Source organism: Actinacidiphila sp. bgisy167 (assembly GCF_057707665.1).
In genome coordinates this window covers 23848-46697 of the sequence record NZ_JBYIQP010000032.1, presented here as the reverse complement: position 1 = coordinate 46697, position 22850 = coordinate 23848, and the positions used below count along the sequence as shown (strand labels likewise).

Sequence of the window (22850 nt, the reverse complement as noted above, 5' to 3'; positions counted from 1 at the left end):
GAGGAGCGTACGCGCGAAGATCGTGTCCCTCCTCATGGTGCCCATCGTGTCCCTGATGGCGTTGTGGGCCTTCGCGGCCGTCACCACAGCCCAGGACGTCTCCGGGCGGCTGCGCGCCCAGCGCGTCGCCGAAACGGTCCGCGAGCCGGTCGCGGGCGCCGTGACCGCCCTGCAGGCCGAACGCCGCGCCGCCACGCGCTACCTGACCCGGCCCACCTCCGGGGCGGCCGCCGATCTGAGCAAGCGCGCCGCGGCCACCGACCGCGCCGCCGCGAGGCTGCGGCTGGACGGCGGCCACACCGTCGCCGAGGGAGCGGGCCTGCCGGGCGCCGCGGTCGTACGGGTCCGCACCTTCGTCGGCGAACTGGAGCGCCTGCGCGGCTCCCGCGGGGACATCACGCGGGGCACGGCGGACTGGCGGGAGACGTACCAGTCCTACACCGGCGCCATCGACGACGGCTTCGCGATCGGCGGCGCCCTTGCCGCGTCCCGCGGTGAGCACGTCGCCCTGGAGATCGACCGTGCCGCTGAACAACTGTCCCGTGAGGACGCGCTGCTCACCGCGGCGGCCCTCACCCGTGACCTTCCCGCGGACCGCTACCGCGAACTGAGCGGCGCCGTCACCGCCCGCCGCGTCCTGGTCGCGGGCTCCACGGCCGACCTCGGCGGCCGCGGCCGCGGCGCCTGGGACCGGCTGGCCCGCTCCACCGCGTACGTGGACCTCGAGGCCATGGAGGACGCCGTCCTCGACGCCGGGCCCGGCAAGGCGGCCGCGGACGCCACGAGTCCCGACGTCTGGGACCGGACGGCAGCGCAAGTGCTGTCCGGGCTGGGCCACGTCGCCGAGGCCGCCGCACCGGCCGACCGGACCGTCGCGGACGGCCTGTCGAGTCCCTCGGGCATCGCCGTCATGCTCGGTCTGCTCGCCGTCCTCGCCTCTCTCCTCATCTCCGTACGGATCGGCCGCGGCCTCGTCGTCGAGCTGATCGGCCTGCGCAACACCGCACTCGAGCTCGCTCGCCGCAAACTGCCTCAGGCCATGCGGCGGCTCCGCGCGGGAGAGGAGATCGACCTGGGCAAGGAGGCGCCCCTCGGCAGGCACGGCGCCGACGAGATCGGCCAGGTCGCCGAAGCCGTGGCCACTGTGCAGCGTGCCGCGCTGCGTGCTGCCGCGGAGCGCGCCGAACTGGTCGACGGCGTCTCCGGCGTCTTCGTCAACCTGGCCCGCCGCAGCAGGTCCTGGTGCACCGTCAGCTAGCCCTGCTGGACGCCATGGAACGGCGCACCGAGGACCCGGGCGAGCTGGAGGACCTGTTCAAGCTCGACCACCTCACCACCCGTATGAGGCGGCACGCCGAGGGACTGATCATTCTCTCCGGCTCCGCTCCCGGCCGCGCCTGGAGCAAGCCCGTGCCCCTCACCGATGTGGTGCGCGCCGCCGTCGCGGAGGTCGAGGACTACGCCCGCGTCGAGGTCCGCCGGCTCCCGCAGGCGGCGGTCATCGGCTCCGCGGTCGCCGACCTCACCCATCTGATCGCCGAACTCGTCGAGAACGCCACCCAGTTCTCCCCGCCGCACACCAAGGTGCGCGTCGACGGCGAGCAGGTCGGCAACGGCTACGCCCTCGAGATCGAGGACCGCGGCCTGGGCATGGGCAACGAGGCCATGGCGGAGGCCAACCGGCGCATCGCCCGGACGGAGGCGCTCGACCTGTTCGACAGCGACCGGCTGGGCCTGTTCGTCGTCAGCCGGCTCGCCCGGCGGCACGACGTCAAGGTCTCACTGCGCTCCTCCCCGTACGGCGGGACCACCGCCGTGGTCCTCCTGCCCACCGCCCTGGTCGACATGAGGGCACCCGAGGCCCGCGCCGAACGGGGAGCCGGGGCGGGGAGCCCGGTGGCCGGCCCGCACGGACCTGCACCGCGCCAGGAACCCGCCCAGGTCCCGACGGCCCCGGCGGCCTTCCCTCGCGGCCACGGCGACGCCGCACCGCCGCACCCCTCCGTGCCCCGGCCCGTCCGTCTGCCCGCACCCGGGGCGGCTGCGGCCACCGCCCCGGAGCGAGGTGCCGCGCCCGCATCCGCGGCGGCCGAGGCTCCCGCGTCCTCCGCCGCCGGCGTACTCCCGCGCCGCGTACGTCGCGCGAGTCTCGCCCCGCAGCTCCTCGAGCCTCGCGCACCCGAACCCTCCTTCGGGCCGCGGGACACGGGGCGTGACGCCCCCGAGCGGACGGCGGAGCAGGCGCGTTCGACGATGGCCGCCTTCCGGCGCGGCTGGGTCCGCGGCGGCGGTCCTGCGGCCCGTGACACCACCGACGGGCAGGCCGCCGGCCCGACCCCCCTGCGACCCGCCCCGGAGCCCGGCGGCGGCCGGCCCGCTCCCGGGGAGACGGGCCCCTGGGGCGGTCCGCACGCACTGCCCGAGGAAGGCGGGCGGCACCACGCCCGCGGTACGGACCCGGCACCCCGCGAAGGAGAGCTCGAATGATCGACACACCGAACCGGTCCGGTGAACTGGACTGGCTGCTGGACGACCTCACCGACCGGGTGGCCCACGTCCGGCACGCCGTGGTGCTGTCGGGCGACGGCCTGGCCGTGGGCTCCTCGTGCGGGCTGACCCGGGAGGACGCCGAGCACCTGGCTGCTGTCGCATCGGGCTTCCACAGCCTCGCCAAGGGCGCCGGTCGCCATTTCGAGGCGGGCCGGGTCCGGCAGACCATGGTCGAACTCGATCAGGGTTTCCTCTTCGTGGCCGCCGCGGGTGAGGGATCGTGTCTCGCGGTGTTCACCGAGGCGGGAGCCGACATCGGGATGATCGCCTACGAGATGGCCCGGCTGGTCAAGCGCGTGGGGGAGCACCTGTACACCCCACCGCGCCTCGGCGCCGCCGAACCGGCCGCGGGCCGGTCGGCGAACGGGTGATGGACGGCGGACACTCGCGCGGGCCGGACGGCCTGTGGTACGACGACGCGGCCGGGCCCATGGTGCGTCCCTACGCCGTGACCGGCGGCCGCACCCGGCCAGGCGCAGCTGTCGCCGCATTGGACCTGATCGCCCTGGTGCTCGCCGAACCTGGCGCCGCGGACGATCCCACGCTCGCCCCCGAGCACAGCGCGCTGCTCGCGCTGTGCCGGGACGAGCCCCTGTCGGTCGCCGAACTGGCGGCCGACGCCGACCTGCCGGTGGGCGTGGTACGCGTGCTCCTCGGCGACCTGCTGGCGCTCGGCGGCGTACGGGTGAGCAGACCCGTACCGCCGGCGCAGCTACCGGACGAGCGCATCCTGCGAGAGGTGATCAATGGACTCCGGGCACTCTGAGACGCCGGTCATGGCCCTGAAGATCCTCATCGCGGGGGGCTTCGGGGTCGGCAAGACCACCATGGTGGGTGCGGTGAGCGAGATCCGGCCGCTGCGCACCGAGGAGCAGTTGACGGAGGCCGGCCGTCATGTGGACGACACCATGGGCGTCGAGCGGAAGTCCACGACCACCGTGGCGATGGACTTCGGCAGGATCACCATCAGGGCGGGACTGTCGCTCTACCTGTTCGGCACCCCGGGCCAGGACCGCTTCTGGTTCCTGTGGGACGAGCTGTCACAGGGCGCGCTCGGCGCGGTCGTGCTCGCCGACACGCGCCGTCTGGAGGACTGCTTCCCGGCCGTGGACTTCTTCGAGCACCGGAAGATTCCCTTCGCCGTCGCCGTCAACCGCTTCCCCGGAGCGCTGGAACACCGTCCCGAGGACATCGCGCGCGCCCTCGACCTGCAAGCCGGCACCCCTGTCGTCCCTTGCGACGCCCGGGAGCGCGCGTCGGGCAAGGAGGTTCTGGTCGCCCTCGTCGAGCACGCCGGGCGGATGCACGCGGCCCGCCTCCTGGAGTCGGTGCGCTGACCGCCGCGCGGGCCGAGCGCCTTGGCGCCGTTCGCCTATGGCGCCATTGACCGTGCATCGGCAACCGGCCGAGAACGGCGTGCGTACGGCCGGCCGGTAGGGGTGCACGGGCCCGGCTCCCCTACCGCTGGAGGATTCCGCACGGCCTCGGCGTGTCCTCGCCCATGGAGCGTGCGGCGATCCGGGTGGCCCACTCTCCTGCGGGAGTGGGCCACCCGGATCGCCTCGGCTCGGCCCTCCAGCACCACGTATGCGAACGGGGGCGGCCTCAGGACCCGCTGGAGGGGTGCGGCGGCTCGACCTCCCTGTAGAGCGGCACGTCCACCCTTCCGCGGCGCAGCAACCGGCGCCACAGCACAGGGTCGTACTCCTGCGGCGTGGTGGTGGCGAGGAAGTCCTCCAGCACGTCGACGAACCGCTCGGGCGCGTCATGGTGCGGGAAGTGCCCCGCGTCCTCGAAAAGTTCCAGCCGGCTGCCCGGCATCGCCGTGTGGGCCTGCAGCGCATGGCGCACCGGGATCACCCCGTCGTGCTCTCCCCACATGATGAGGGTGGGCAGTCCCGCCGTCAGATAGCTGCGGTCCATCATCGTGATGACCTGTCCCCGCGCGTCGACGCCCGCGCGCAGGGTGCGCAGGAAGGCCTGACGCGCCATGGAGCTGTCGAGCATGAGGTAACGCTCCAGTACGTAGTCGAAGTCGTGCCGGCCCAGCCCCAGCCCGCCCGCGTTCCTGAGCAGCGGCGCGAGCAGCCGCAGCGCCTTGCGCACGGGCGGTGACGTGGCCAGGGGCAGCAGCACCTCGGCCCCCGGGCCCGCGGCCAGCCGCAGCAGGGGGTGCACCTCGGGGCCGAGGCCGCCACCGCCAACGATCACCAGACGTTCGCACCGCTCCGGGAACTGGTAGGCGAACTGCATGGCGACGCCCGCCCCGAGGGAGTGCCCGACGACCGACACCCGGTCGATGTCCAGCACACCCAGCAGGTCCCGCATACCGCACGCGTAGGCCGCGACCGCGTAGTCGGCGCGAGGCCGCTGGCTGTCGCCGTGGCCCAGCAGATCGGGCGCGACGACCGTGTGGCGGCGCCCCAGCAAGGGCAGGATGTGCGACCACGTGGCCGACGAGTCGCCGAGGCCGTGGATCAGCAGCAGCGGTGGCCCGCTGCCGCCCAGCCGGAAGGCACGCCGGTAGCCGTGGATGTCCCGATGGACCAGCGGGACGTCCCGCAGAGCCCCCTCCGCCTCCGAAGCGGGACCGTGGACCCGGCGCACGACCTGTCCGCGTTCCATGCGTCTAGCGTGCGTCAGCGGGGTTTCCCCCGCAATGCCGCACCGTGTCCGCGACGCGAACGGACCCGCCGCGAAAGGCGCGGGAAAGCAGGGTACGACGCTTCGCCGTGTTCCGCTCCTGGAGGCGCGGCGCGTCTCCAGGCCCCACGACGGTGCCCTGGCCTGCCGACCCTGCTCCGTGGCTCGTCCCCCTCGCGCCTTCCCGTGCCCCCTCTCGGCACCGTTCACCGGGGAAGGCAATTGTGAGATGTCACAGTCGGCGTCACCGAGGGGGCACTCGTGGGCCAGACTGTGCCCCTCCCCATCGAGCCCATGGTCGACCGAGGACCTGACGCATGCGCCTGCGCCCCCGCACCATCCGCACGCAACTCGTGGCACTTCTCCTGGTGCCGTTGCTCTCGCTGGCGGGTCTGTGGACATACAGCACCTTCACCTCGGTGCGCGGGGCGTTCGCCCTCCTGGGGATCGCCGAGACCTATCGCTACTACGGAGCACCCGCGGACGACCTCGGCCGGGCGCTGCAAGTGGAGCGACGCCTCGCCGTCACCTATGTGGCCTCCGGTGGCGCGACCGGCGGCAGCGAGCTGAAGCAGGCCGAACGGACCACCGACCGGCTGCTCACGATCGTGCGGGAGCACGCGCGGGCACAGGCGCGGGGCACCGAACTGAACCTCGCCCAGCGGCAGCGGCTCACGGAGCTGCTCACCGCCGCCAATGACCTGGCACCTCTGCGCGAGGACGCCGGCCGGCGCGACATCGCGTGGTCGATGGCGCTCCACCGCTACTCCGCTGTGATCGATCCCATCTTCCGGCTGCTCGGATCGCTTGCCACGCTGCGAAGTGGTGAGGCCGCCCGGCAGGGCGGTCTGGTCGTCGACCTCGCACGCGCCAGGGAACTGCTGTCCCGCGAGGACGCCATGCTCACCGCCGCACAGGTCGGTCCGCCGATGACACCCGTGCAGTACCGCGAGTTCGTCGGCACCATCGACGGACGCAAACTGCTGCATGCCATCGTCGACCCGGAGTTGACCAAGGCCGCGAAGGAGAGCCTCGACGAGTTCGCGGGCGGCAGCGTCGCCTGGACGCTGGATTCCATGGAGTCCACGGCTCGTGCCGCGGAGATCGGCGACGTCGGTCTCGGCATCTCGCGTGACCGCTGGCGGCAGAACGCCGACCGGGCGCTCACCGAACTCGGCGACATCAACCTCGCCGCCGCCCGGGAGGTGGGCGAACAGGCGCATGACGACGGCATGGGCGTGCTTGTGCGGACCGGTGCGGTCAGCTGTGCCGGACTGTTCTTCGTCGTGCTGTCGCTCGTCGTCTCCCTGCTCATCGGGCGGAACATCGCCCGGCGGCTCACACTGCTGCGCAACCAGGCCCTGGAACTGTCCGGGAAGCGCCTGCCGGAGGTGCTGCGCAGGCTGCGCGCCGGCGAGGAACTCGACGCCGCCGCCGTGGCCCGGGCCGCACCCGACCTGAGCCTCGGCACCGACGAGATCGGTCAAGTCGGCCGGGCCTTCAACAACGCCCAGCGTGCCGCCGTCCAGGCGGCGGTCGACCAGGAGAGGCTGCGCCGCGGGGTCTCCGCCGTCTTCACCACCCTGGCTCGCCGCAGTCAGGTGCTGCTGCACCGGCAACTGACGCTGCTCGACGCCATGGAACGCCGCTCCGCCGACCCGGCGGATCTGGACGACCTCTTCCGCGTCGACCACATCGCCGTCCGCATGCGCCGGCACGCCGAGGGCCTGCTGATCCTTTCCGGCAACGCACCGGGCCGCGCCTGGCGTCGGCCGGTCCGTCTCGCGGAGGTGGCGCGCGCCGCTGTCGGCGAGGTCGAGCACTACCAGCGGGTCTCGGTCCGGCGCATGCCCCGGGTGGCGCTGGCCGGCCCCGCGGTCGCCGACGTGCTGCACCTGCTGGCCGAGCTGGTCGACAACGCCACCGCCTTCTCACCGCCGGACAGCAAGGTCGAGGTGCGTGGCGAGGTGGTTGCCGGTGGCTACGTCCTCGAGGTCGAGGACCGCGGCCTCGGTATGAGCGCCCAGCGGCTCGCCGAGGCGAACAACGAACTCGGCGAGGCCGGCGCCGGGACGGAGCTTCCCGAGACCGACCGACTCGGTCTGTTCACCGTCGGCCGGCTCGCCGCCCGGCAGGGCGTGCGCGTCACCCTGCGCCGCGGCCGGTTCGACGGCACGGTGGCGGTGGTGTTCATCCCGCAGTCGGTACTCGTGGACGCCTCGGGTGAGGACGTCGAGACCGGCGGACAGGTGCTCCGCCCACGAGCCCTGCCCGAACCGCCGGCACCCGGTCGCGCCGGAGCGGAGCCGCGCGCTCTGATGCCACGGCGGGGACCGACCCGCCCACGCGAGGAGGGGAGGACGGGGGCGGGGTTGCCGAAGCGGCAGCGGCAGGCCACTCTCGTAGCGCAACTGAGGGACGACGGGGTGCACCAGAGCCCCGGAGAGCCGCATGGGGGAGACGAAAGGGAACGATCTCCGGAAGAGGCGCGTTCCACCATCAGGGCGTTCGCCCGCGGCCTGGCCCGCGGCAGGGACGCCGTAGCACCGCAGGGGACAGCGGAGAACGGGGAGGACGGGGGATGACGGTGAGCAGTGGACTCACATGGCTGATGGACGATCTGACGGAGCGGGTGCCGCACGTCAGGCACGCGCTGGTGCTGTCCACCGACGGTCTGGTGACCGGGGCGAGCACCAGTCTGGACCGTGCCACGGCCGAGCACCTGGCCGCCGTGTCGTCCGGGTTCCACAGCCTCGCCAAGGGCACGGGGCGGCACTTCGACGCGGGCGGCGTACGCCAGACGATGGTCGAGTTCGACGACGGCTTCCTGTTCGTCACGGCGGCGGGCGAGGGCAGTTGCCTCTCGGTGCTCAGTGGGGTGCAGGCCGACGTCGGGCAGATCGCCTATGAGATGACCCTGATGGTCCACCGGGTCGGTGAACACCTCGGTGTCATGCCGCGCCGGCACGACGCGGCGGCACCGGGGGAGTGATGATGCATGAACCCGAGCCCGCCGGGAGACGAGGGCGCGCTCTGGTATGACGACGAGGCCGGTCCCATGGTGCGCGCGTACACCATCACCGGTGGTCGTACCCGGCCGGACTCCGAAGGAGACGTCGATCTGATCGCCGTCATGGTCCCGACCGTCGGCGCGGTCCTGGGCGACGACCTCGACGAGGAGCACCTGGCCCTGCTGGACCTGTGCAGGGACGGCCCGCTGACCGTGGCCGAACTGGCCGCGGAGGCCGACCTCGCGCTCGGCGTCGTCCGTGTCCTGCTCGGGGATCTCCTCAGGGGCGGCCATCTGCGGGCCGTCCGGCCCGTGCCGCCGGCGGAACTACCGGACGTGGGGCTGCTCAAGGACGTCATCAACGGCCTGCGCGCCCTGTGAACCGGCCGGTCGCCCCGGCGGCGTTGTCGGACCCCGGACGTACGGTGAGCTCATGGAGGGGATCGCATACGTCCGGGGGGACGCCACCACACCGCAGGGCGAAGGCGTCAAGCTGATCGTCCACGTCTGCAACGACGCGGGCCGTTGGGGCAAGGGCTTTGTCGTCGCCGTCTCCCGGCGATGGCCCGGACCCGAGGCCGCGTACCGGCGGTGGCACCGTGAACGCGCTGTCAACGACTTCGCCTTGGGCGCCGTTCAGTTCGTCCAGGTCGGCGAGAGCACATGGGTCGCCAACCTCGTGGGGCAGCGCGGCATCCGCAGGGGCGGTACAGATGTGCCCGTCCGATACGAGGCCATCGACGCCGGGCTCGCCGTGGTGGCGCTGAAGGCGGCCGAGCTCGGTGCGTCCGTGCACATGCCGCGCATCGGCTGCGGACTGGCGGGTGGCGTCTGGGAGCGGGTCGAGCCGTTGATCGAGGAGCGGCTCGTGCGCGGCGGGATCGCCGTCACCGTGTACGAGTACGCGGTGTGACCGGAGTTATCCACAGGCCTCGTCGAGGGCGCCGCGAGGACCTATCGTCGTGACTGTCAGTAGTCATTCGCTACGGAGGTCAGGGGGAGTCGCATGGCTGTGAAGGAGGCTGCCGTCCGCGAGGCGCTCGGCATGCAGCGTGCCCGGGAGGAACTGTGCCTGCAGGCCGATGAGTTCGAGGTGGCACTGCAGATCGGCGAGGTGCGCACCGCGCCGGCCGTCGGCGGACGCCGGCGTGTCGTGCGCGAGGACGTCGACCGGTTGCGGGGGGAGGAGGGCTTTCCCGACGGTCTGCGCGCGCGGCTGGCCCTGGTGGGCGGCATCGAGGCCGCGGCGATGATCGGGATCAGCCGGGAGCGCTTCACCCGGCTCGCCAAGTCCGGCTTCCTCCGCCCCGTCCGCTGGTACGTCAACCGCTACCGCGCCGTGGTCTGGCTCTACCTCGCCGAGGACGTGCGGCGGTTCGCCCGGGAGCATCCGGCGCTGTTGGAGGGCCGGCTCCCCGCCGAGTTGCGCGAGGCCCTCGACGGGGGTGAGGACCAGCGCGCCCGCGGCTGGCGGAGCCGACGCGTCGAGGAACTCGTGCGGGACGCCGAGGACGCCTGGGCAGAGGCCGCCGCCTGGGCCGCACTGCTGGGCCCGCGAGCGGCCGCCGAAGCGGTTTCGGACGTCCGCGAACGGGCCTGCCTGCGCGGGCTGTGTCCGGCGCTCCCCGCGGGGAGCACGGGCCCCTACGCGTCGCGTGAGCTGATCGAGGCCCAGGTCGTCGCGTGCGACCCCGACGAGATCGCCTTCGCCCATGTCTCGCTCGCTGACGCACTGATCAGGGCACGCGCCATCCGTCCAGCCCCGCGACCCGAGCGCGGTGCGCCGGCGGCCGCCCCGGTCGCCGTGGACATTCCGCCGCCCGCCATGGCCCCGCCGCCACCTTCCTCCCCGCTACTCGCCCTGCCGCCGACGTCACCGCCAACAGCGCCGCTCGGCCGCTGGAAGCGCCTTCTCGGCCTGCGTCGACCAGGTCCGGTGCCACATGACACGTCGACAGGCGGTGACGACGACGTCGCGCCCGACCGGAGTCGCGGCAGCGGCGGCGCGTGAGGCCGACGATCTTGTCCTCCGGGGGGCCGGTGGGGAGATGCCGACGGGCTTTCTCCCCGCGCCGATCGTCGACGGGCGTGCGCGCGAGCTACCAGGTGCGGCGGGTCGGCGGCAGGGTGAGACCATGGACCGGCCGTCATCTGCAGGGTGCCCGCCCGCCATTGTCCCGATCCCGAGGAGCCCGAACTTGCAGGGTGTTGTCACCGTCTCCCCTTCCCAAGTGCCCGAGCTGCTGCTCAACCTGGCCACCGTCCGCCCGGTCTTTCTCTGGGGCGCACCCGGCATCGGAAAATCCTCCCTGGTCAGGCAGTTCGCCGACTCCCTGGGACTGGACTGCGTGAGTCTCGTCGGCACTCAACTGGCTCCGGAGGACCTCATCGGCGTACCGCAGATCGTCGAGGGTCGGTCCCGCTTCTGCCCGCCGGAGACGATCGCCCGCGACGAGCCCTACTGCCTCTTCCTGGACGAGCTGAACGCGGCCACCCCCGATGTGCAGAAGGCCTTCTACTCGCTGATCCTCGACCGCCGCATCGGCTCGTACGAGCTGCCTCCCGGCAGCATCGTCATCGGTGCGGGGAACCGCGCCACCGACAACGCGTTGGCACGACCCATGGCTTCCGCCTTGGTCAACCGGCTGGCGCATGTCCATCTGCGGGCCTCTGCCGAGGACTGGCTGATCTGGGCTGCGGGCGCGGGGATCCATCCGTGGATCATCGACCACCTCACCGACCGGCCGGACCACCTGTGGTCCGCGCCGCCCAAGACGGAGGAGTCGTTCTCCACGCCACGCGCCTGGCACATGCTCTCCGACGCGCTGCACTCCTTCGGACCAGCTCTGGACGAGGGGACGCTGAAGGTGCTGGCGTACGGCACGCTCAGCCCGGCGCACGCCACAGCCTTCTGCGGCTATGTCAAGATCGTCCGGCACGCGTACGGCCTCGACGCCATCCTCAAGGGCGACGCTTCGTGGCCGCGCCGCATCGAGGACCGCGACCTGCTCTACTACCTCGCCGACTCCTTCCGCGGTCGTCTGATCAAGGAGTTGCCGGCGCAGCGCGAGCGCGCGCCGCAGGCCGTACGGCAGATGGCCTACCGGGCCAAGTCGCTGCTGGTGCAGTTGGCCGAGATATCCGTCGAGGTGGCACAGACCGTGATAGCCGACGGCGAAGACGGCAACCCGGTGCTGCCCTCCTGGTTCCTCCTCGAGGCCGCCCGTGACATGCCCCGGCTGGTCGAGGCCCGCCGGTGAGCGGCTCGCACGGTGCCAGGTCCCGGGAGCGGTCGGCATCCCGCAAGGACCCCGCGGCCGAGGCGTTCGCCGCGGGGGTGGAGCTGCTGCGCCACAACACAGCCCTCGCCCCGCTCGTCACCGTCGACGGCCGCCTGTGCCGGAGCAAGGAGTGCGCGGAGCACCCCGGCGACGGCTGGGCCGCGGTGACCTCCAACGGCGTCGTGCACGTCGACCCCCTGCGCCGCGCCGAGCCGGAGGAGTGGGCCTGGGTGCTCGCGCACAGTCTCCTGCACCTCGGTCTCGGGCACGTGCCGGCCGCCCGGGGCGAGCGGCACCAGCCCGACCGGTTCGAGCTGGCCGCCCGCTGCACGGTGGTCAACCGTTTCCTGGAGACCTTCTCCGTGGGCCGGGCACCCGTCCCGCTGCCCGAGCTCTTCCCGGACGGCGACGAGGAGCAGCTCGCCGCACGCTGGCGCCGCGACGGCATCCCGGCCGAGTTCGCGTCGGGCGGCACCGCGGGCGCGGAGCCGGACCAGGTGCTCCGGCCCTGGATCGGTTACTGGCGCGAACCGGAGGACTGGACCGTCGCTTTCGTCGCCGCCCTGACCAGGACGATGTCGGCGGCTCTGGACGTCGCCGGAGGCCGGCGCGAGGAGCTTACCGGGGACAGACGCCCGCTGCGTCCGTGGGAGCGCGCCCTGAGCTGGTTCGTCTCCTCCTTCCCGCTGCTCGGTGGCATCGCCGCCGGGATGACCTTGGTCGCCGACGCCGAACTCGCCCGTGCCCAGCGGATCTTGGTGGCGGCGGTCAACGCCGAGGCGGGGGAGATCTACCTCAATCCCCTGTGCCGGTACACCGACGAGGAATGGCGGTTCGTCCTCGCCCACGAGATGCTGCACGCCGCGCTGCGCCACGGTGAGCGCCTGGGCGGCCGGGATCCCTACCTGTTCAACGTCGCAGCCGATTACGTGGTCAACGGCTGGCTGCTGGAGATGGGTGTCGGGCAGATGCCCGAGGGCCTGCTGCACGACCCGGCCCTGGCCGGGCTGTCGAGCGAGGAGGTCTATGACCGCATCGCCGGGGACCAGCGGCGGTTGCGGCGGTTGGCCACACTGCGCGGCAAGGGCCTCGGCGACATCCTGGGCGAGCCGCTGCCCCGACCCGGGGAGAGCGCGCCCGCGTGGGTGGACCTGGACGAGTTCTACCGGCGCGGTCTGCTCCAGGGCTTCGAGATGCACCGGCGCGAACGGGGGCTCCTGCCGGGCGGCCTCGTCGAGGAGATCCGCGCGCTCTCCCAGCCGCCGCTGCCCTGGGACGCGAGGCTGGCCCGCTGGTTCGACGAGTACGTGCCCCGCCCCGAGGCCGTACGCAGCTTCGCCCGTCCTTCCCGGCGGCAGGCGTCCACGCCGGACATCCCCCGTGCCGGCCGCAGCCACCCGCCGCAGGAAGTGGCCCGCTGCACCTTCGGTGTGGTCCTGGACACCTCCGCATCCATGGACCGGACGCTGCTGGGCAAGGCGCTCGGCGCCATCGCGTCCTACGCCACCGCCCGCGATGTGACCGCCGCCCGCGTGGTGTTCTGCGACGTCGCCCCCTTCGACGCGGGCTACCTGCCGGTGACCGAGATCGCTGACCGCGTGCGGGTCAGGGGCCGCGGCGGCACCGTGCTGCAGCCGGGTGTCGACCTCCTCCTCCGCGCCCCCGACTTCCCTCCGACGGCACCGATCCTGCTGATCACCGACGGTGAATGCGACGTCCTGCGGATCCGTCGCACCCACGCCTTCCTGATCCGCCACGACGGCCGCCTTCCCTTCACACCCAAGGGCCCGGTCTTCCGCATGAGCTGAGCCGGGGCGCGCGGCCTGGGAACGCCCGCCTCGGGCACCGGCCTCGGGCCGACCCTGGCGCCGGCGGGGAGGGCCGGACTCGTGAGACGGGACGCTCAGCCGCCGTGCTTGCGGAACAGCCCCTCCTGGACGACGGAGACCAGCAGCCGGCCCTCGCGGTCGTAGATGCGCCCGCGGGCCAGTCCACGCGCCCCGGTCGCGACGGGGGACTCCTGGTCGTAGAGGAACCACTCGTCGGTGCGGAACGGCCGGTGGAACCACATGGCGTGGTCCAGCGAGGCCATGTCGAAACCGCGCGGCCCCCACAGGGGCTCGACCGGCACGCGCACCGCGTCGAGCAGCATCATGTCGCTGGCGTACGTCAGGGCGCAGGTGTGCACCAGGGGATCGTCCCCGAGCGGGCCCACCGCGCGCATCCAGACGGCGCTGCGCGGCTCGGCGCCCTCGATCTCCTCGGCGGTCCAGCGCAGCCGGTCCACGTAGCGGATGTCGAACGGCTGCCGTCGCGCCATCCGCTCCAACTGCTCTGGCAGGTCGCCGAGGTGCTCGCGGAGCTCGTCGCCCAGCTTCGGCAGGCTCTCCGGTGCCGGCACCCCGCGCATCGGCAACTGGTGCTCGAACCCTGGCTCCGGCGCGTGGAAGGAGGCGGTCAGATGGAAGATCGTCCGTCCCTGCTGCACCGCGACCACGCGCCGCGTGGTGAAGGAGCGGCCGTCGCGGATCCGCTCCACCTGGTACACGATCGGCACTCCGGGGCGCCCCGGCCGCAGGAAGTACGCGTGCAGGGAGTGCACCGGACGGCTGCCGTCCGTGGTGCGGCCGGCCGCGACCAGGGCCTGGCCCGCCACCTGGCCGCCGAACACCCGCTGGAGGCGTTCCTGAGGGCTTCTCCCGCGGAAGATGTCCTCCTCGATCCGCTCCAGATCGAGGAGGTCCACCAGCCGCTCGGCGGGGTTGGTCACCGGTCGCGTCCCTTCCGCCGGGCCGCCGCTCCCTCGGTCACAGCGCCCCCACAGCGGTCACCTTGACCACCGCGCGGCCCTCCTCGTCGGAGGCGGTGAGGTCGATCTCGGCGGAGATGCCCCAGTCGTGGTCGCCCTCGGGGTCCGCGAAGGTCTGCCGGACCTTCCACAGCCCCTCGTCGGGACGCTCCTCGATCTGCAGGAGCTTCGGCCCGCGTGCGTCGGGGCCGGTGCCCAGGTCCTGGTACTCGTCCCAGTAGGCGTCCATCGCCTCGGCCCACGCGTCCGCGTCCCAGCCGGACGAGGCGTCCATCTCGCCGAGTTCACCGAACCGCTCCAGCGCGGCCAGCTCGACCCGGCGGAACATGGCGTTGCGCACCAGGACCCGGAAGGCACGGGCGTTGGCCGTGACGGGCTTGACCTGGTCGGCGCGCTCCTGGGCCTCCTCGGCCGTCAGCTCCGCGGGGTTGGCGAGCTGTTCCCACTCGTCGAGCAGACTGGAGTCCACCTGGCGGACCAGCTCGCCGAGCCAGGCGATGAGGTCCTGCAGGTCCTCCGACTTCAGGTCGTCCGGGACGGTGTGCTCCAGGGCCTTGTACGCGCCCGCCAGGTAGCGCAGCACGATGCCCTCGGTCCTGGCCAGTTCGTAGTGGGAGACGAACTCGGAGAAGGTCATCGCCCGTTCGTACATGTCGCGCACGACCGACTTGGGCGACAGCGGGTGGTCGCCGACCCACGGATGGCTCTTGCGGTACACGCCGTAGGCGTGCGACAGCACCTCCTCCAGCGGCTTGGGGTACGAGATGTCCTGCAGCCGCTCCATCCGCTCCTCGTACTCGACCCCGTCGGCCTTCATCGCCGCGACGGCCTCGCCGCGGGCCTTGTTCTCCTGGGCAGCGAGGATCTGCCGCGGATCGTCGAGGGTCGACTCGATCACCGACAGCATGTCCAGCGCATAGGAGGGGGACTCCGGGTCCAGCAGTTCGAACGCGGCCAGTGCGAAGGTGGACAGCGGCTGGTTGAGCGCGAAGTCCTGCTGCAGATCCACCGTCAGCCGGACGATGCGCCCCTCCTCGTCGGGCTCGTCCAGCCGCTCCACGACCCCGCCCGCGAGCAGCGAGCGGTAGATCGCGATGGCCCGGCGGATGTGCCGCAGCTGGGACCTGCGGTCCTCGTGGTTGTCCTCCAGCAGCCGCCGCATCGCGTCGAAGGCGTTGCCGGGGCGCGCGATGACCGACAGCAGCATGGCGTGGGTCACGCGGAACCGGGAGGTGAGCGGTTCGGGGTCGGAGGCGATCAGTTTCTCGAAGGTGTTCTCCGTCCACCCGACGAAGCCCTCGGGCGCCTTCTTGCGCACCACCTTGCGGCGCTTCTTCGGGTCGTCGCCGGCCTTCGCGAGGGCCTTCTCGTTCTCGATCACGTGCTCGGGCGCCTGGGCCACCACGAAACCGGAGGTGTCGAATCCGGCGCGCCCGGCGCGGCCCGCGATCTGATGGAACTCACGGGAGCGCAACACCCGGACACGGCTGCCGTCGTACTTGGTCAGGGCGGTGAAGAGCACGGTGCGGATCGGCACGTTGACGCCGACACCCAGGGTGTCCGTGCCGCAGATGACCTTCAGCAGTCCGGCCTGTGCCAGCTTCTCCACCAGGCGCCGGTACTTGGGCAGCATGCCGGCGTGGTGCACCCCGATGCCGTGCCGGACGTAACGGGACAGGTTGCGGCCGAACTTCGTGGTGAAGCGGAAGTTCCCGATGAGCTCCGCGATGGCGTCCTTCTCGGCGCGCGTGCACATGTTGATGCTCATCAGCGCCTGCGCCCGCTCCACGGCCGCCGCCTGCGTGAAGTGCACGATGTAGACCGGGGCCTGGCGCGTCTCCAGCAGCTCGGTCAGCGTCTCGGTGAGCGGGGTGAGCCGGTACTCGTACGACAGCGGTACCGGCCGCGTCGCCGAGCGCACGACGGCCGTGGGACGGCCGGTGCGGCGCGTGAGGTCCTTCTCGAAGCGCGTGACGTCGCCGAGCGTCGCCGACATGAGCAGGAACTGGGCCTGGGGAAGCTCCAGCAGGGGGATCTGCCACGCCCAGCCGCGGTCGGGCTCGGCGTAGAAGTGGAACTCGTCCATGACGACCTGGCCGATGTCCGCGTCCTTGCCGTCGCGCAGCGCTATCGACGCCAGCACCTCAGCCGTGCAGCAGATGACGGGCGCGTCCGGGTTGACGGAGGCGTCACCGGTCAGCATGCCGACGTTCTCGGTACCGAAGAGCTTGCACAGGTCGAAGAACTTCTCCGACACCAGCGCCTTGATCGGGGCGGTGTAGAAGGTGACCTCGTCACGGGCGAGAGCGGCGAAGTGCGCACCGGCCGCGACAAGGCTCTTCCCCGAGCCGGTGGGCGTCGACAGGATGACGTTCGCCCCCGACACCACCTCGATCAGCGCCTCCTCCTGGGCGGGGTAGAGGGAGATGCCGCGGCCCTCCGCCCAGGACGAGAAGGCCTCGAAGAGGGCGTCGGGATCGGGCTCGGCAGGCAGCTGGTCGATGAGGGTCACCCCACCATCTTGCCTGCCTCCCGGGCCAGGGGGTGAACCGGCGGGCCTCACGAAGATCGACCAACGGTATGGTGTGCCGTCGACTGGGCGTCAAGTCCGCTGCAAGAGCGGTCGAAAGGGCGGGATACACACCATGATGGGACCGGCACATTCCATCTCCGGAGCGGCGGCGTGGCTGTCGCTGGGAGCGATCTCCGCGGGACTCGGTCATCCGATGCCCTGGCCGACGATCGTGGTCGGGGCGCTGATCTGCGCCGGCGCGGCTCTCGCCCCCGACCTCGACCACAAGGCCGCGACGATTTCGCGCGCCTTCGGCCCCATATCGCGCGGGCTGTGCGAGATCATCGACAAGCTGTCGTTCGCCGCCTACAAGAGGACCCGCAAGCCCGGCGACCCCGTGCGCCAGGGCGGGCACCGCACCCTCACCCACACATGGCTGTGGGCGGTCCTGATGGGCGCGGCCGCCTCCGGGGTGGCTTTGGTGGGCGGCCGGTGGGCGGTGCTCGTCATCCTCTTCGTACATGCCGTCCTGGCCGTCGAGGGGCTGCTGTGGCGGCAGGCCAGGGTCTCCAGCGACGTCCTGGTGTGGCTGCTCGGCGCGACCAGCGCCTGGGTGCTGGCGGACGCCCTGGACAGCACCGCAAGCGGCAAGGGCTGGCTGTTCACCCAGCCCGACCAGCAGTACCTGTGGATCGGCATCCCCATCGTGCTGGGATCCATCGTGCACTGCCTCGGCGACGCCCTGACCATGTCCGGCTGCCCGGTGCTGTGGCCCATCCCGATCGGGCGCAGGCGCTGGTACCCGATCGGCACGCCCAAGCCCATGCGCTTCCGCGCCGGCAGCAAGGTCGAGGTCAAGGTGCTGACCCCGATCTTCTTCGCGATCGGCGGTGTGGGCGCGGCAGGAGCGCTGTTGTTCGGCTGAGCGCCCCCACCTTCGCGCCACCGCGACGCGGCGTTGTGCCGGTCCGCACTACCCGTGCCAGGACCGCCACAGCGCCGCGTACGCGCCTTCGGCCTCCACCAGCTGGTGGTGACTGCCCAACTCGCTGATGCGGCCGTCCTCGACCACCGCGATCAGGTCCGCGTCGTGCGCGGTGTGCAGCCGGTGCGCGATCGCCACCACGGTCCTGCCGTCCAGCACGCGAGCCAGCGACCGCTCCAGATGACGCGCCGCGCGGGGGTCCAGCAGCGAGGTGGCCTCGTCCAGCACCAGGGTGTGCGGGTCGGCGAGGACCAGTCGTGCCAGCGCCACCTGCTGGGCCTGGGCCGGGGTCAGCGCGGTGCCGCCGGAGCCGACCTCGGTGTCCAGGCCCTCCGCGAGCGCCCGTGCCCAGCCGTCGGCGTCCACCGCGGTCAGCGCCGCCCACAGCTCCTCGTCGCCGGCCTGCGCGCGGGCGAGCAGCAGGTTGTCCCTGAGGCTGCCGACGAAGACATGGTGTTCCTGGTTGACCAGGGCCACGTGCTCGCGCACCCGTTCCGCCGGCATCCGGGCGAGCTCGGCGCCGCCCAGGGTGACCTCGCCGGCCCGGGGGCTGTAGATGCCGGCCAGCAGCCGTCCCAGCGTCGACTTGCCCGCCCCGGACGGGCCGACGAGGGCCAGCCGGGTCCCGGGTCGGACCCGCAGGCTCACCCCGTGCAGCACGTCGCTGCCGGCCCGGTATCCGAAGCGCACCTCGTCGGCGTGAACGTCGCGGCCGTCGGGCGCGACCCGCTCGTCCGCGGCGCCCGGTTCGACCTCCCGGACGCCGACCAGCCGGGCCAGCGACACCTGCGCCACCTGGAGCTCGTCGTACCAGCGCAGGATCAGGTTGATCGGGTCGACCAGCATCTGCGCGTACAGCGCGCCCGTCGTCAGCTCGCCCACCGACACCATGCCGTGCAGCACCAACGCGCCGCCGATCATCAAGACCGACGCGAGGATGAGCGTGTACGTCACATTGATCACGGGGAAGAGCACGCTGCGCAGCCACAGCGTGTAGCGCTCCCACGCCACCCACTGGCGGATGCGGGTGCGTGACAGCTCCTCGCGGCGGTCGCCGAGCCGGTGCGCCTCGATGGTGCGCCCGGCGTCCACCGACTCCGCGAGGACCGCCGAGACGGCGGCGTAGCCGGCCGCCTCGGAGCGGTACGCACGCGGCGCGCGCCGGAAGTACCAGCGGCACCCGACGAGCAGCACCGGCACGGCCACCAGCACCGCCAGCGCCAGCGGAGGCGAGGTGGCCGTCAGCGCGCCGAGCAGCAGGCCGCTCCACACCACGGCGACCGCCAGCTGCGGCACGGCCTCCCGCATGGCGTTGGACAGCCGGTCGATGTCGGTGGTGATACGGGAGAGCAGGTCGCCGGTGCCCGCCCGTTCCAGGACGCCGGGGGGCAGGCCCACGGACCGTACGAGGAAGTCCTCACGCAGGTCGGCGAGCATCAGCTCGCCGAGGACCGCGCCGCGCAGCCGCACCTCGCGGACGAACACGGTCTGCACGGCGAGCGCCGCGGCGAACAGCGCAATGGTGCGTCCGATGTGCAGGTCGCGCTCGCCCGACGCCAGGTCCTCGACGAGACCGCCCAGCAGGTAGGGGCCGACCATGGAGGCGACGACGGCTACGGCGTTCACCGTGACGAGCAGCGCGAACGCTCCCCGGTGCCGCCGGGCCAGTTCGCCGACGTAACGGCGCACCGTGGCGGGCGAGCCGACCGGCAGGGTCGTCGCCTGCCGTGGCGCTGCCGGGTCGTACTCCGGAGGTTTCACGCCGATCATGCGGTTTCCTCGGCTTTCTCGAGTCGCGTTGCCTTCCCTGAGGGCTCCTCCTGCTCGCTGTCGCGGGTGACGACGGCGCGGTAGCCGACGTCGGAGCGCAGCAGCTCACGGTGGGTGCCGCAGGCCCGCACCGCGCCGTCGTCGACGAACACCACGCGGTCCGCTAGGTCGAGCAGCAACGGGCTCGAGGTGAGGACCACCGTCGTCCGGTCGGCGCGCAGCGCCTTGAGACCGCGGGCGATCCGGGCCTCGGTGTGCGTGTCGACGGCGCTGGTCGGCTCGTCCAGCACCAGGACCTCCGGGTCGGCGACGAGCGAGCGGGCCAGCGCGAGCCGCTGCCGCTGGCCGCCCGACAGGGAGCGCCCCCGCTCGGTGATCCGGGTGCGCATCGGGTCCCCGGAGGCGTCCACCGAGGCCTGTGCCAGCGCCTCGAGCACGTCGCCGCACTGTGCCGCCTCGAGGGCCTCGGCCGCGCCGACCCGACCGGAGGCGGGGACGTCCAGCAGCGCGGACAGCGTGCCGGACAGCAGCACAGGGTCCTTGTCCTGCACCAGTACGGCCGCGCGTGCCGACGCCAGCGGCAGGTCGTCCAGCGCCTTCCCGCCGAGCAGCACCGACGGGGCGTCGCCCGTTGCGGTGGGGCTGTGCCCGCCCAGGCGGTCGGCGAGCGCGCCCGCCGCGTCCGGGTCTCCGCACACCACGGCGGTCAGCTCTCCGGCCGGGGCGAGCAGCCCTGACAGCGGGTCGTAGAGGTCGCCGGCCGGCAGCGGGCCCGCGTGCCCTCTGCTCCCGCGGTCGGCGCCATCGGTGTCCCGCCGCAGGGAGAGCACGGCGGCGGCACGTGCGGCGGACGGACGGGAGAAGGAGTACGCCATCGCGATCTCCTCGAAGCCCCGCAGCGGGAACAGCAGGAAGACCACCGTCCCGTAGACGGTGACCAGCTCCCCGACCGCGATCCGTCCCTCCAGCGCCAGCCGCGCGCCGTACCAGGTCACCGCGAGCAGCAGCAGCCCGGGCAGGGCCACCTGCACGGCGTTGATCAGCGCCCACATCCGGGCGCTGCGGACGGCGGCGCCGCGCACCTCCTGGGAGGCCCGCCGGTAGCGGGACAGGAACTGCTCCTCGCCGCCGATGCCGCGCAGCACGCGCAGACCGGCCACGGTGTCGGAGGCGAGTTCGGTGGCCTTGCCCGCCTTGGCGCGCTGCTCGTCGGCGCGCCGTGTCGCGTGCGGCAGCAACGGCAGCACCGCCAGCGCCAGCACGGGGATGCCCGCGGCGACGATCAGCCCCAGCTCGGGCCGATAGACCAGCAGCGCCACGGTGACGCCGACGGTCGCGAGCAGGGAGCAGGCGAAGCGGGCCAGCGCCTCGACGAACCAGCCGATCTTCTCGACGTCGCCGGTGCTGACCGCGACGACCTCGCCCGCCGCCACCCGCCGGGTGAGCAGCGCGCCCAACTCCAGGGTCTTGCGCGACAGCAGGAGCTGTACCCGGGCGGCAGCGGTGATCCAGTTGGTGACGGCGCTGCGGTGCAGCATGGTGTCGCCCGCGGCGGCCACCAGGCCCAGGGCGAGGATCATGCCGCCCGCGAGCGCGAGCCGGCCGCCGGAGCCGTCGACGACGGCCTGTACGGCGATGCCGACGGCGGCCGGGAAGCAGGCCACGGCCGCCATGTGGAGGGTGCCCCACAGTGTGGCCTTGATCTGGCCGCCGAGCTGGCGCTGTTCCAGCCAGAGCAGCAATCGGAAGCCTGAGCGGGTGTCGGGGACACCCGGGTCGGCGTGGGGGAGAGCGCTGAGCGACATGACGTCCCGACATCGGTGCAGGGGGTGGGAGCGGACGTGCCAGCGTCCCGTCACCGGCGTGACGAATTCAACCCGTTTTTCCGTGGCCCGGAACGGGCCTTGGCTCGCGGCCGTCGTCACCGGAGAGTGCGAGGATGGACTGCGACGGCCCGGTGGAGGGGCGGTTCGCATGAAGCGTGGGGCGGGGACGGCGGTCGTCGCGGCGACAGTGGTGCTGCTCGCGGGCTGTGCCGGGGGCGCGGAGGCGCCGCGGGGCACGGCGGATCACCCGGTGAAGAAGCCGGCACGCTCCACCCGGGCGGCCCCCACACGGGAGATTCCGGGTGTCGGTCCCGCGCTGCGGTCCCGCATCCCCGCCGACGCAGGGCAGGTGGTCGCGGTGTACGGGGACAGCATGCGTTCCGCGGAGTCGACCATCGTGCTGTACACCCGCGAGGGCGACGTGTGGAAGCGGGAGCGCTCGTGGCCGGGGCACAACGGCAAGCGCGGGTGGACGACCGATCACCATGAGGGCGACCGGAAGAGCCCCGTGGGGGTCTTCACGCTGACGGACGCGGGCGGCGTGCTGGCCGACCCGGGGTCGCGGCTGCCGTACCACCGCTCCTCCGCCTTCGCCGCGCCGCGTTGGTGGCCGCGGTCGCACTGGCACGACTTCGACCTCGTCATCGCCGTCGACTACAACCGGGTCAAGGGCACGTCCCCCCTGGACCCGACCCGCCCCGAGGGCCAGTCCAAGGGCGGTGGCATCTGGCTGCACATGGACCACGGCAGCGGCACGTCCGCCTGCGTCAGCCAGTCCGAGTCCGCCATGGAGTACCTGCTGCGCACACTCGACCCGGCACTTCACCCGATCGTGGTGATGGGTGACCGTGCGCACCTGGCTGCCTGACGAGGGTTCCGGAAATCCTCGCGGCAGGGTCCACAGCACTGTCGCCCGGGCCAAGCGAGCTGTTCCCCGAGCGCCGTCCTGGGGGCCTCAGCAGCGGCCCGGCCCGGTGTCCAGGGCGGCGAGCAGCGCCGTCAGGGCGTCGCGCTGATCCGTGTCCAGGGGCGAGAGCAACTCCTCGGCCGCCGCCCGGCGGGCTCGGCGCAAGCGTCGCACGGCGTCGTCGCCCTCCTCGGTGAGCTCGATGCGCACCACCCTGCGGTTGGCCGGGTCGGGTGCCCTGCGCACGAGCCTCCGCTCCTCCAAGGCGTCGGTCAGGCTCGTCACCGCGCGCGGCACGACGTCCAGACGCTCGGCGAGGTCGGCCATGCGGGGCGCGGGTCCGTTCGCGACGAGGTGCGCGACCGTGCGCAGCATGCGCGCCTGGGCGGGGGTGATGCCGACCGGCTCCAGGTGACGCCGTTGTGCGCGGTGCAGCCGACGGGTCAGCCACAGCAACTGGTCGGCGAGACGCCCGGTGGTCTCGTCGGCGTCCGCGGCGGAGGTGCGGGAGTCCATGGTCGGAGCGTATCAGGATGCACTTCATTGTGAGTATAGGT

At 72.6% G+C, this 22850-nt stretch carries 20 protein-coding genes; 14 read left to right on the top strand and 6 right to left on the bottom strand.

The window, feature by feature from the left end; all coding sequences use genetic code 11:
• The first annotated feature begins 34 nt into the window (after positions 1-34).
• The 5 genes from AC3ET4_RS15235 to AC3ET4_RS15215 are packed head-to-tail and all read left to right on the top strand — an operon-like array spanning position 35 to position 3887.
• Positions 35-1258, top strand: a complete 1224-nt coding sequence (locus AC3ET4_RS15235; RefSeq protein ID WP_431949421.1) for a nitrate- and nitrite sensing domain-containing protein — start codon at positions 35-37, stop codon at positions 1256-1258.
• Positions 1243-2487: a sensor histidine kinase gene (locus AC3ET4_RS15230; protein WP_431949419.1), complete on the top strand. Its 1245-nt coding sequence runs from the start codon at positions 1243-1245 to the stop codon at positions 2485-2487. The genes AC3ET4_RS15235 and AC3ET4_RS15230 overlap by 16 nt, the downstream gene beginning before the upstream one ends.
• Positions 2484-2921: a roadblock/LC7 domain-containing protein gene (locus AC3ET4_RS15225; protein ID WP_431949417.1), complete on the top strand. Its 438-nt coding sequence runs from the start codon at positions 2484-2486 to the stop codon at positions 2919-2921. The genes AC3ET4_RS15230 and AC3ET4_RS15225 overlap by 4 nt, the downstream gene beginning before the upstream one ends.
• Positions 2921-3316 (top strand): DUF742 domain-containing protein, encoded by a 396-nt coding sequence (locus AC3ET4_RS15220; protein WP_431949415.1) that lies wholly within the window; start codon positions 2921-2923, stop codon positions 3314-3316. Before AC3ET4_RS15225 ends, AC3ET4_RS15220 begins: the two co-directional genes overlap by 1 nt.
• Positions 3297-3887 (top strand): GTP-binding protein, encoded by a 591-nt coding sequence (locus AC3ET4_RS15215; RefSeq protein WP_431949413.1) that lies wholly within the window; start codon positions 3297-3299, stop codon positions 3885-3887. The genes AC3ET4_RS15220 and AC3ET4_RS15215 overlap by 20 nt, the downstream gene beginning before the upstream one ends.
• 268 nt (positions 3888-4155) lie before the next feature.
• Here the strand turns inward: AC3ET4_RS15215 and AC3ET4_RS15210 are convergent, their stop codons facing one another.
• Positions 4156-5175 carry an alpha/beta fold hydrolase gene (locus AC3ET4_RS15210; RefSeq protein WP_431949412.1) on the bottom strand — a complete coding sequence of 340 codons (1020 nt, stop codon included), beginning with the start codon at positions 5173-5175 and terminating at the stop codon, positions 4156-4158.
• A gap of 335 nt (positions 5176-5510) precedes the next feature.
• Between AC3ET4_RS15210 and AC3ET4_RS15205 the strand changes: the two genes are divergently transcribed.
• The 7 genes from AC3ET4_RS15205 (at position 5511) to AC3ET4_RS15175 (ending at position 13292) form a co-directional block, all read left to right on the top strand.
• Positions 5511-7778, top strand: a complete 2268-nt coding sequence (locus AC3ET4_RS15205) for a sensor histidine kinase (protein ID WP_431949410.1) — start codon at positions 5511-5513, stop codon at positions 7776-7778.
• Complete coding sequence (locus AC3ET4_RS15200) at positions 7775-8185, top strand: roadblock/LC7 domain-containing protein (protein ID WP_431949408.1); 411 nt, start codon at positions 7775-7777, stop codon at positions 8183-8185. The genes AC3ET4_RS15205 and AC3ET4_RS15200 overlap by 4 nt, the downstream gene beginning before the upstream one ends.
• A gap of 6 nt (positions 8186-8191) precedes the next feature.
• Entirely contained in the window at positions 8192-8584 is a 393-nt protein-coding gene (locus AC3ET4_RS15195; protein ID WP_431949406.1) for a DUF742 domain-containing protein, read from the top strand.
• Positions 8585-8636: 52 nt separating this feature from the next.
• Positions 8637-9116, top strand: coding sequence for a macro domain-containing protein (locus AC3ET4_RS15190; RefSeq protein ID WP_431949404.1), 480 nt, complete (start codon positions 8637-8639; stop codon positions 9114-9116).
• Between the two features lie 93 nt (positions 9117-9209).
• Positions 9210-10214: a DUF6397 family protein gene (locus AC3ET4_RS15185; RefSeq protein WP_431949402.1), complete on the top strand. Its 1005-nt coding sequence runs from the start codon at positions 9210-9212 to the stop codon at positions 10212-10214.
• 187 nt (positions 10215-10401) lie between these two features.
• Complete coding sequence (locus tag AC3ET4_RS15180; RefSeq protein WP_431949400.1) at positions 10402-11463, top strand: ATP-binding protein; 1062 nt, start codon at positions 10402-10404, stop codon at positions 11461-11463.
• Positions 11460-13292, top strand: a complete 1833-nt coding sequence (locus AC3ET4_RS15175) for a vWA domain-containing protein (RefSeq protein ID WP_431949398.1) — start codon at positions 11460-11462, stop codon at positions 13290-13292. The genes AC3ET4_RS15180 and AC3ET4_RS15175 overlap by 4 nt, the downstream gene beginning before the upstream one ends.
• 95 nt (positions 13293-13387) lie before the next feature.
• On the opposite strand, the gene AC3ET4_RS15170 is transcribed toward AC3ET4_RS15175, so the two are convergent.
• Both AC3ET4_RS15170 and AC3ET4_RS15165 read right to left on the bottom strand, forming a co-directional pair.
• On the bottom strand, positions 13388-14254 hold the full coding sequence (locus AC3ET4_RS15170; RefSeq protein WP_431949396.1) for an acyl-CoA thioesterase: 867 nt from the start codon (positions 14252-14254) through the stop codon (positions 13388-13390).
• A gap of 37 nt (positions 14255-14291) precedes the next feature.
• The gene (locus AC3ET4_RS15165) at positions 14292-16805 is read right to left on the bottom strand and encodes a DEAD/DEAH box helicase (protein ID WP_431949394.1); all 2514 of its coding nucleotides are present in this window, start codon (positions 16803-16805) and stop codon (positions 14292-14294) included.
• A 133-nt stretch (positions 16806-16938) separates the two neighbouring features.
• Between AC3ET4_RS15165 and AC3ET4_RS15160 the strand changes: the two genes are divergently transcribed.
• Positions 16939-17730 carry a metal-dependent hydrolase gene (locus AC3ET4_RS15160; RefSeq protein ID WP_431949392.1) on the top strand — a complete coding sequence of 264 codons (792 nt, stop codon included), beginning with the start codon at positions 16939-16941 and terminating at the stop codon, positions 17728-17730.
• 48 nt (positions 17731-17778) lie between these two features.
• Here the strand turns inward: AC3ET4_RS15160 and AC3ET4_RS15155 are convergent, their stop codons facing one another.
• Positions 17779-19560 (bottom strand): ABC transporter ATP-binding protein, encoded by a 1782-nt coding sequence (locus AC3ET4_RS15155; protein ID WP_431949390.1) that lies wholly within the window; start codon positions 19558-19560, stop codon positions 17779-17781.
• Positions 19557-21365, bottom strand: coding sequence for an ABC transporter transmembrane domain-containing protein (locus AC3ET4_RS15150; RefSeq protein WP_431949388.1), 1809 nt, complete (start codon positions 21363-21365; stop codon positions 19557-19559). Before AC3ET4_RS15150 ends, AC3ET4_RS15155 begins: the two co-directional genes overlap by 4 nt.
• A 169-nt stretch (positions 21366-21534) precedes the next feature.
• Here AC3ET4_RS15150 and AC3ET4_RS15145 point away from each other — a divergent pair, with 169 nt between their 5' ends.
• Positions 21535-22254 carry a hypothetical protein gene (locus tag AC3ET4_RS15145; protein WP_431949386.1) on the top strand — a complete coding sequence of 240 codons (720 nt, stop codon included), beginning with the start codon at positions 21535-21537 and terminating at the stop codon, positions 22252-22254.
• Between the two features lie 87 nt (positions 22255-22341).
• Here AC3ET4_RS15145 and AC3ET4_RS15140 read toward each other — a convergent pair whose 3' ends face one another.
• On the bottom strand, positions 22342-22809 hold the full coding sequence (locus tag AC3ET4_RS15140) for a MarR family winged helix-turn-helix transcriptional regulator (protein ID WP_431949384.1): 468 nt from the start codon (positions 22807-22809) through the stop codon (positions 22342-22344).
• Positions 22810-22850 lie beyond the last annotated feature (41 nt).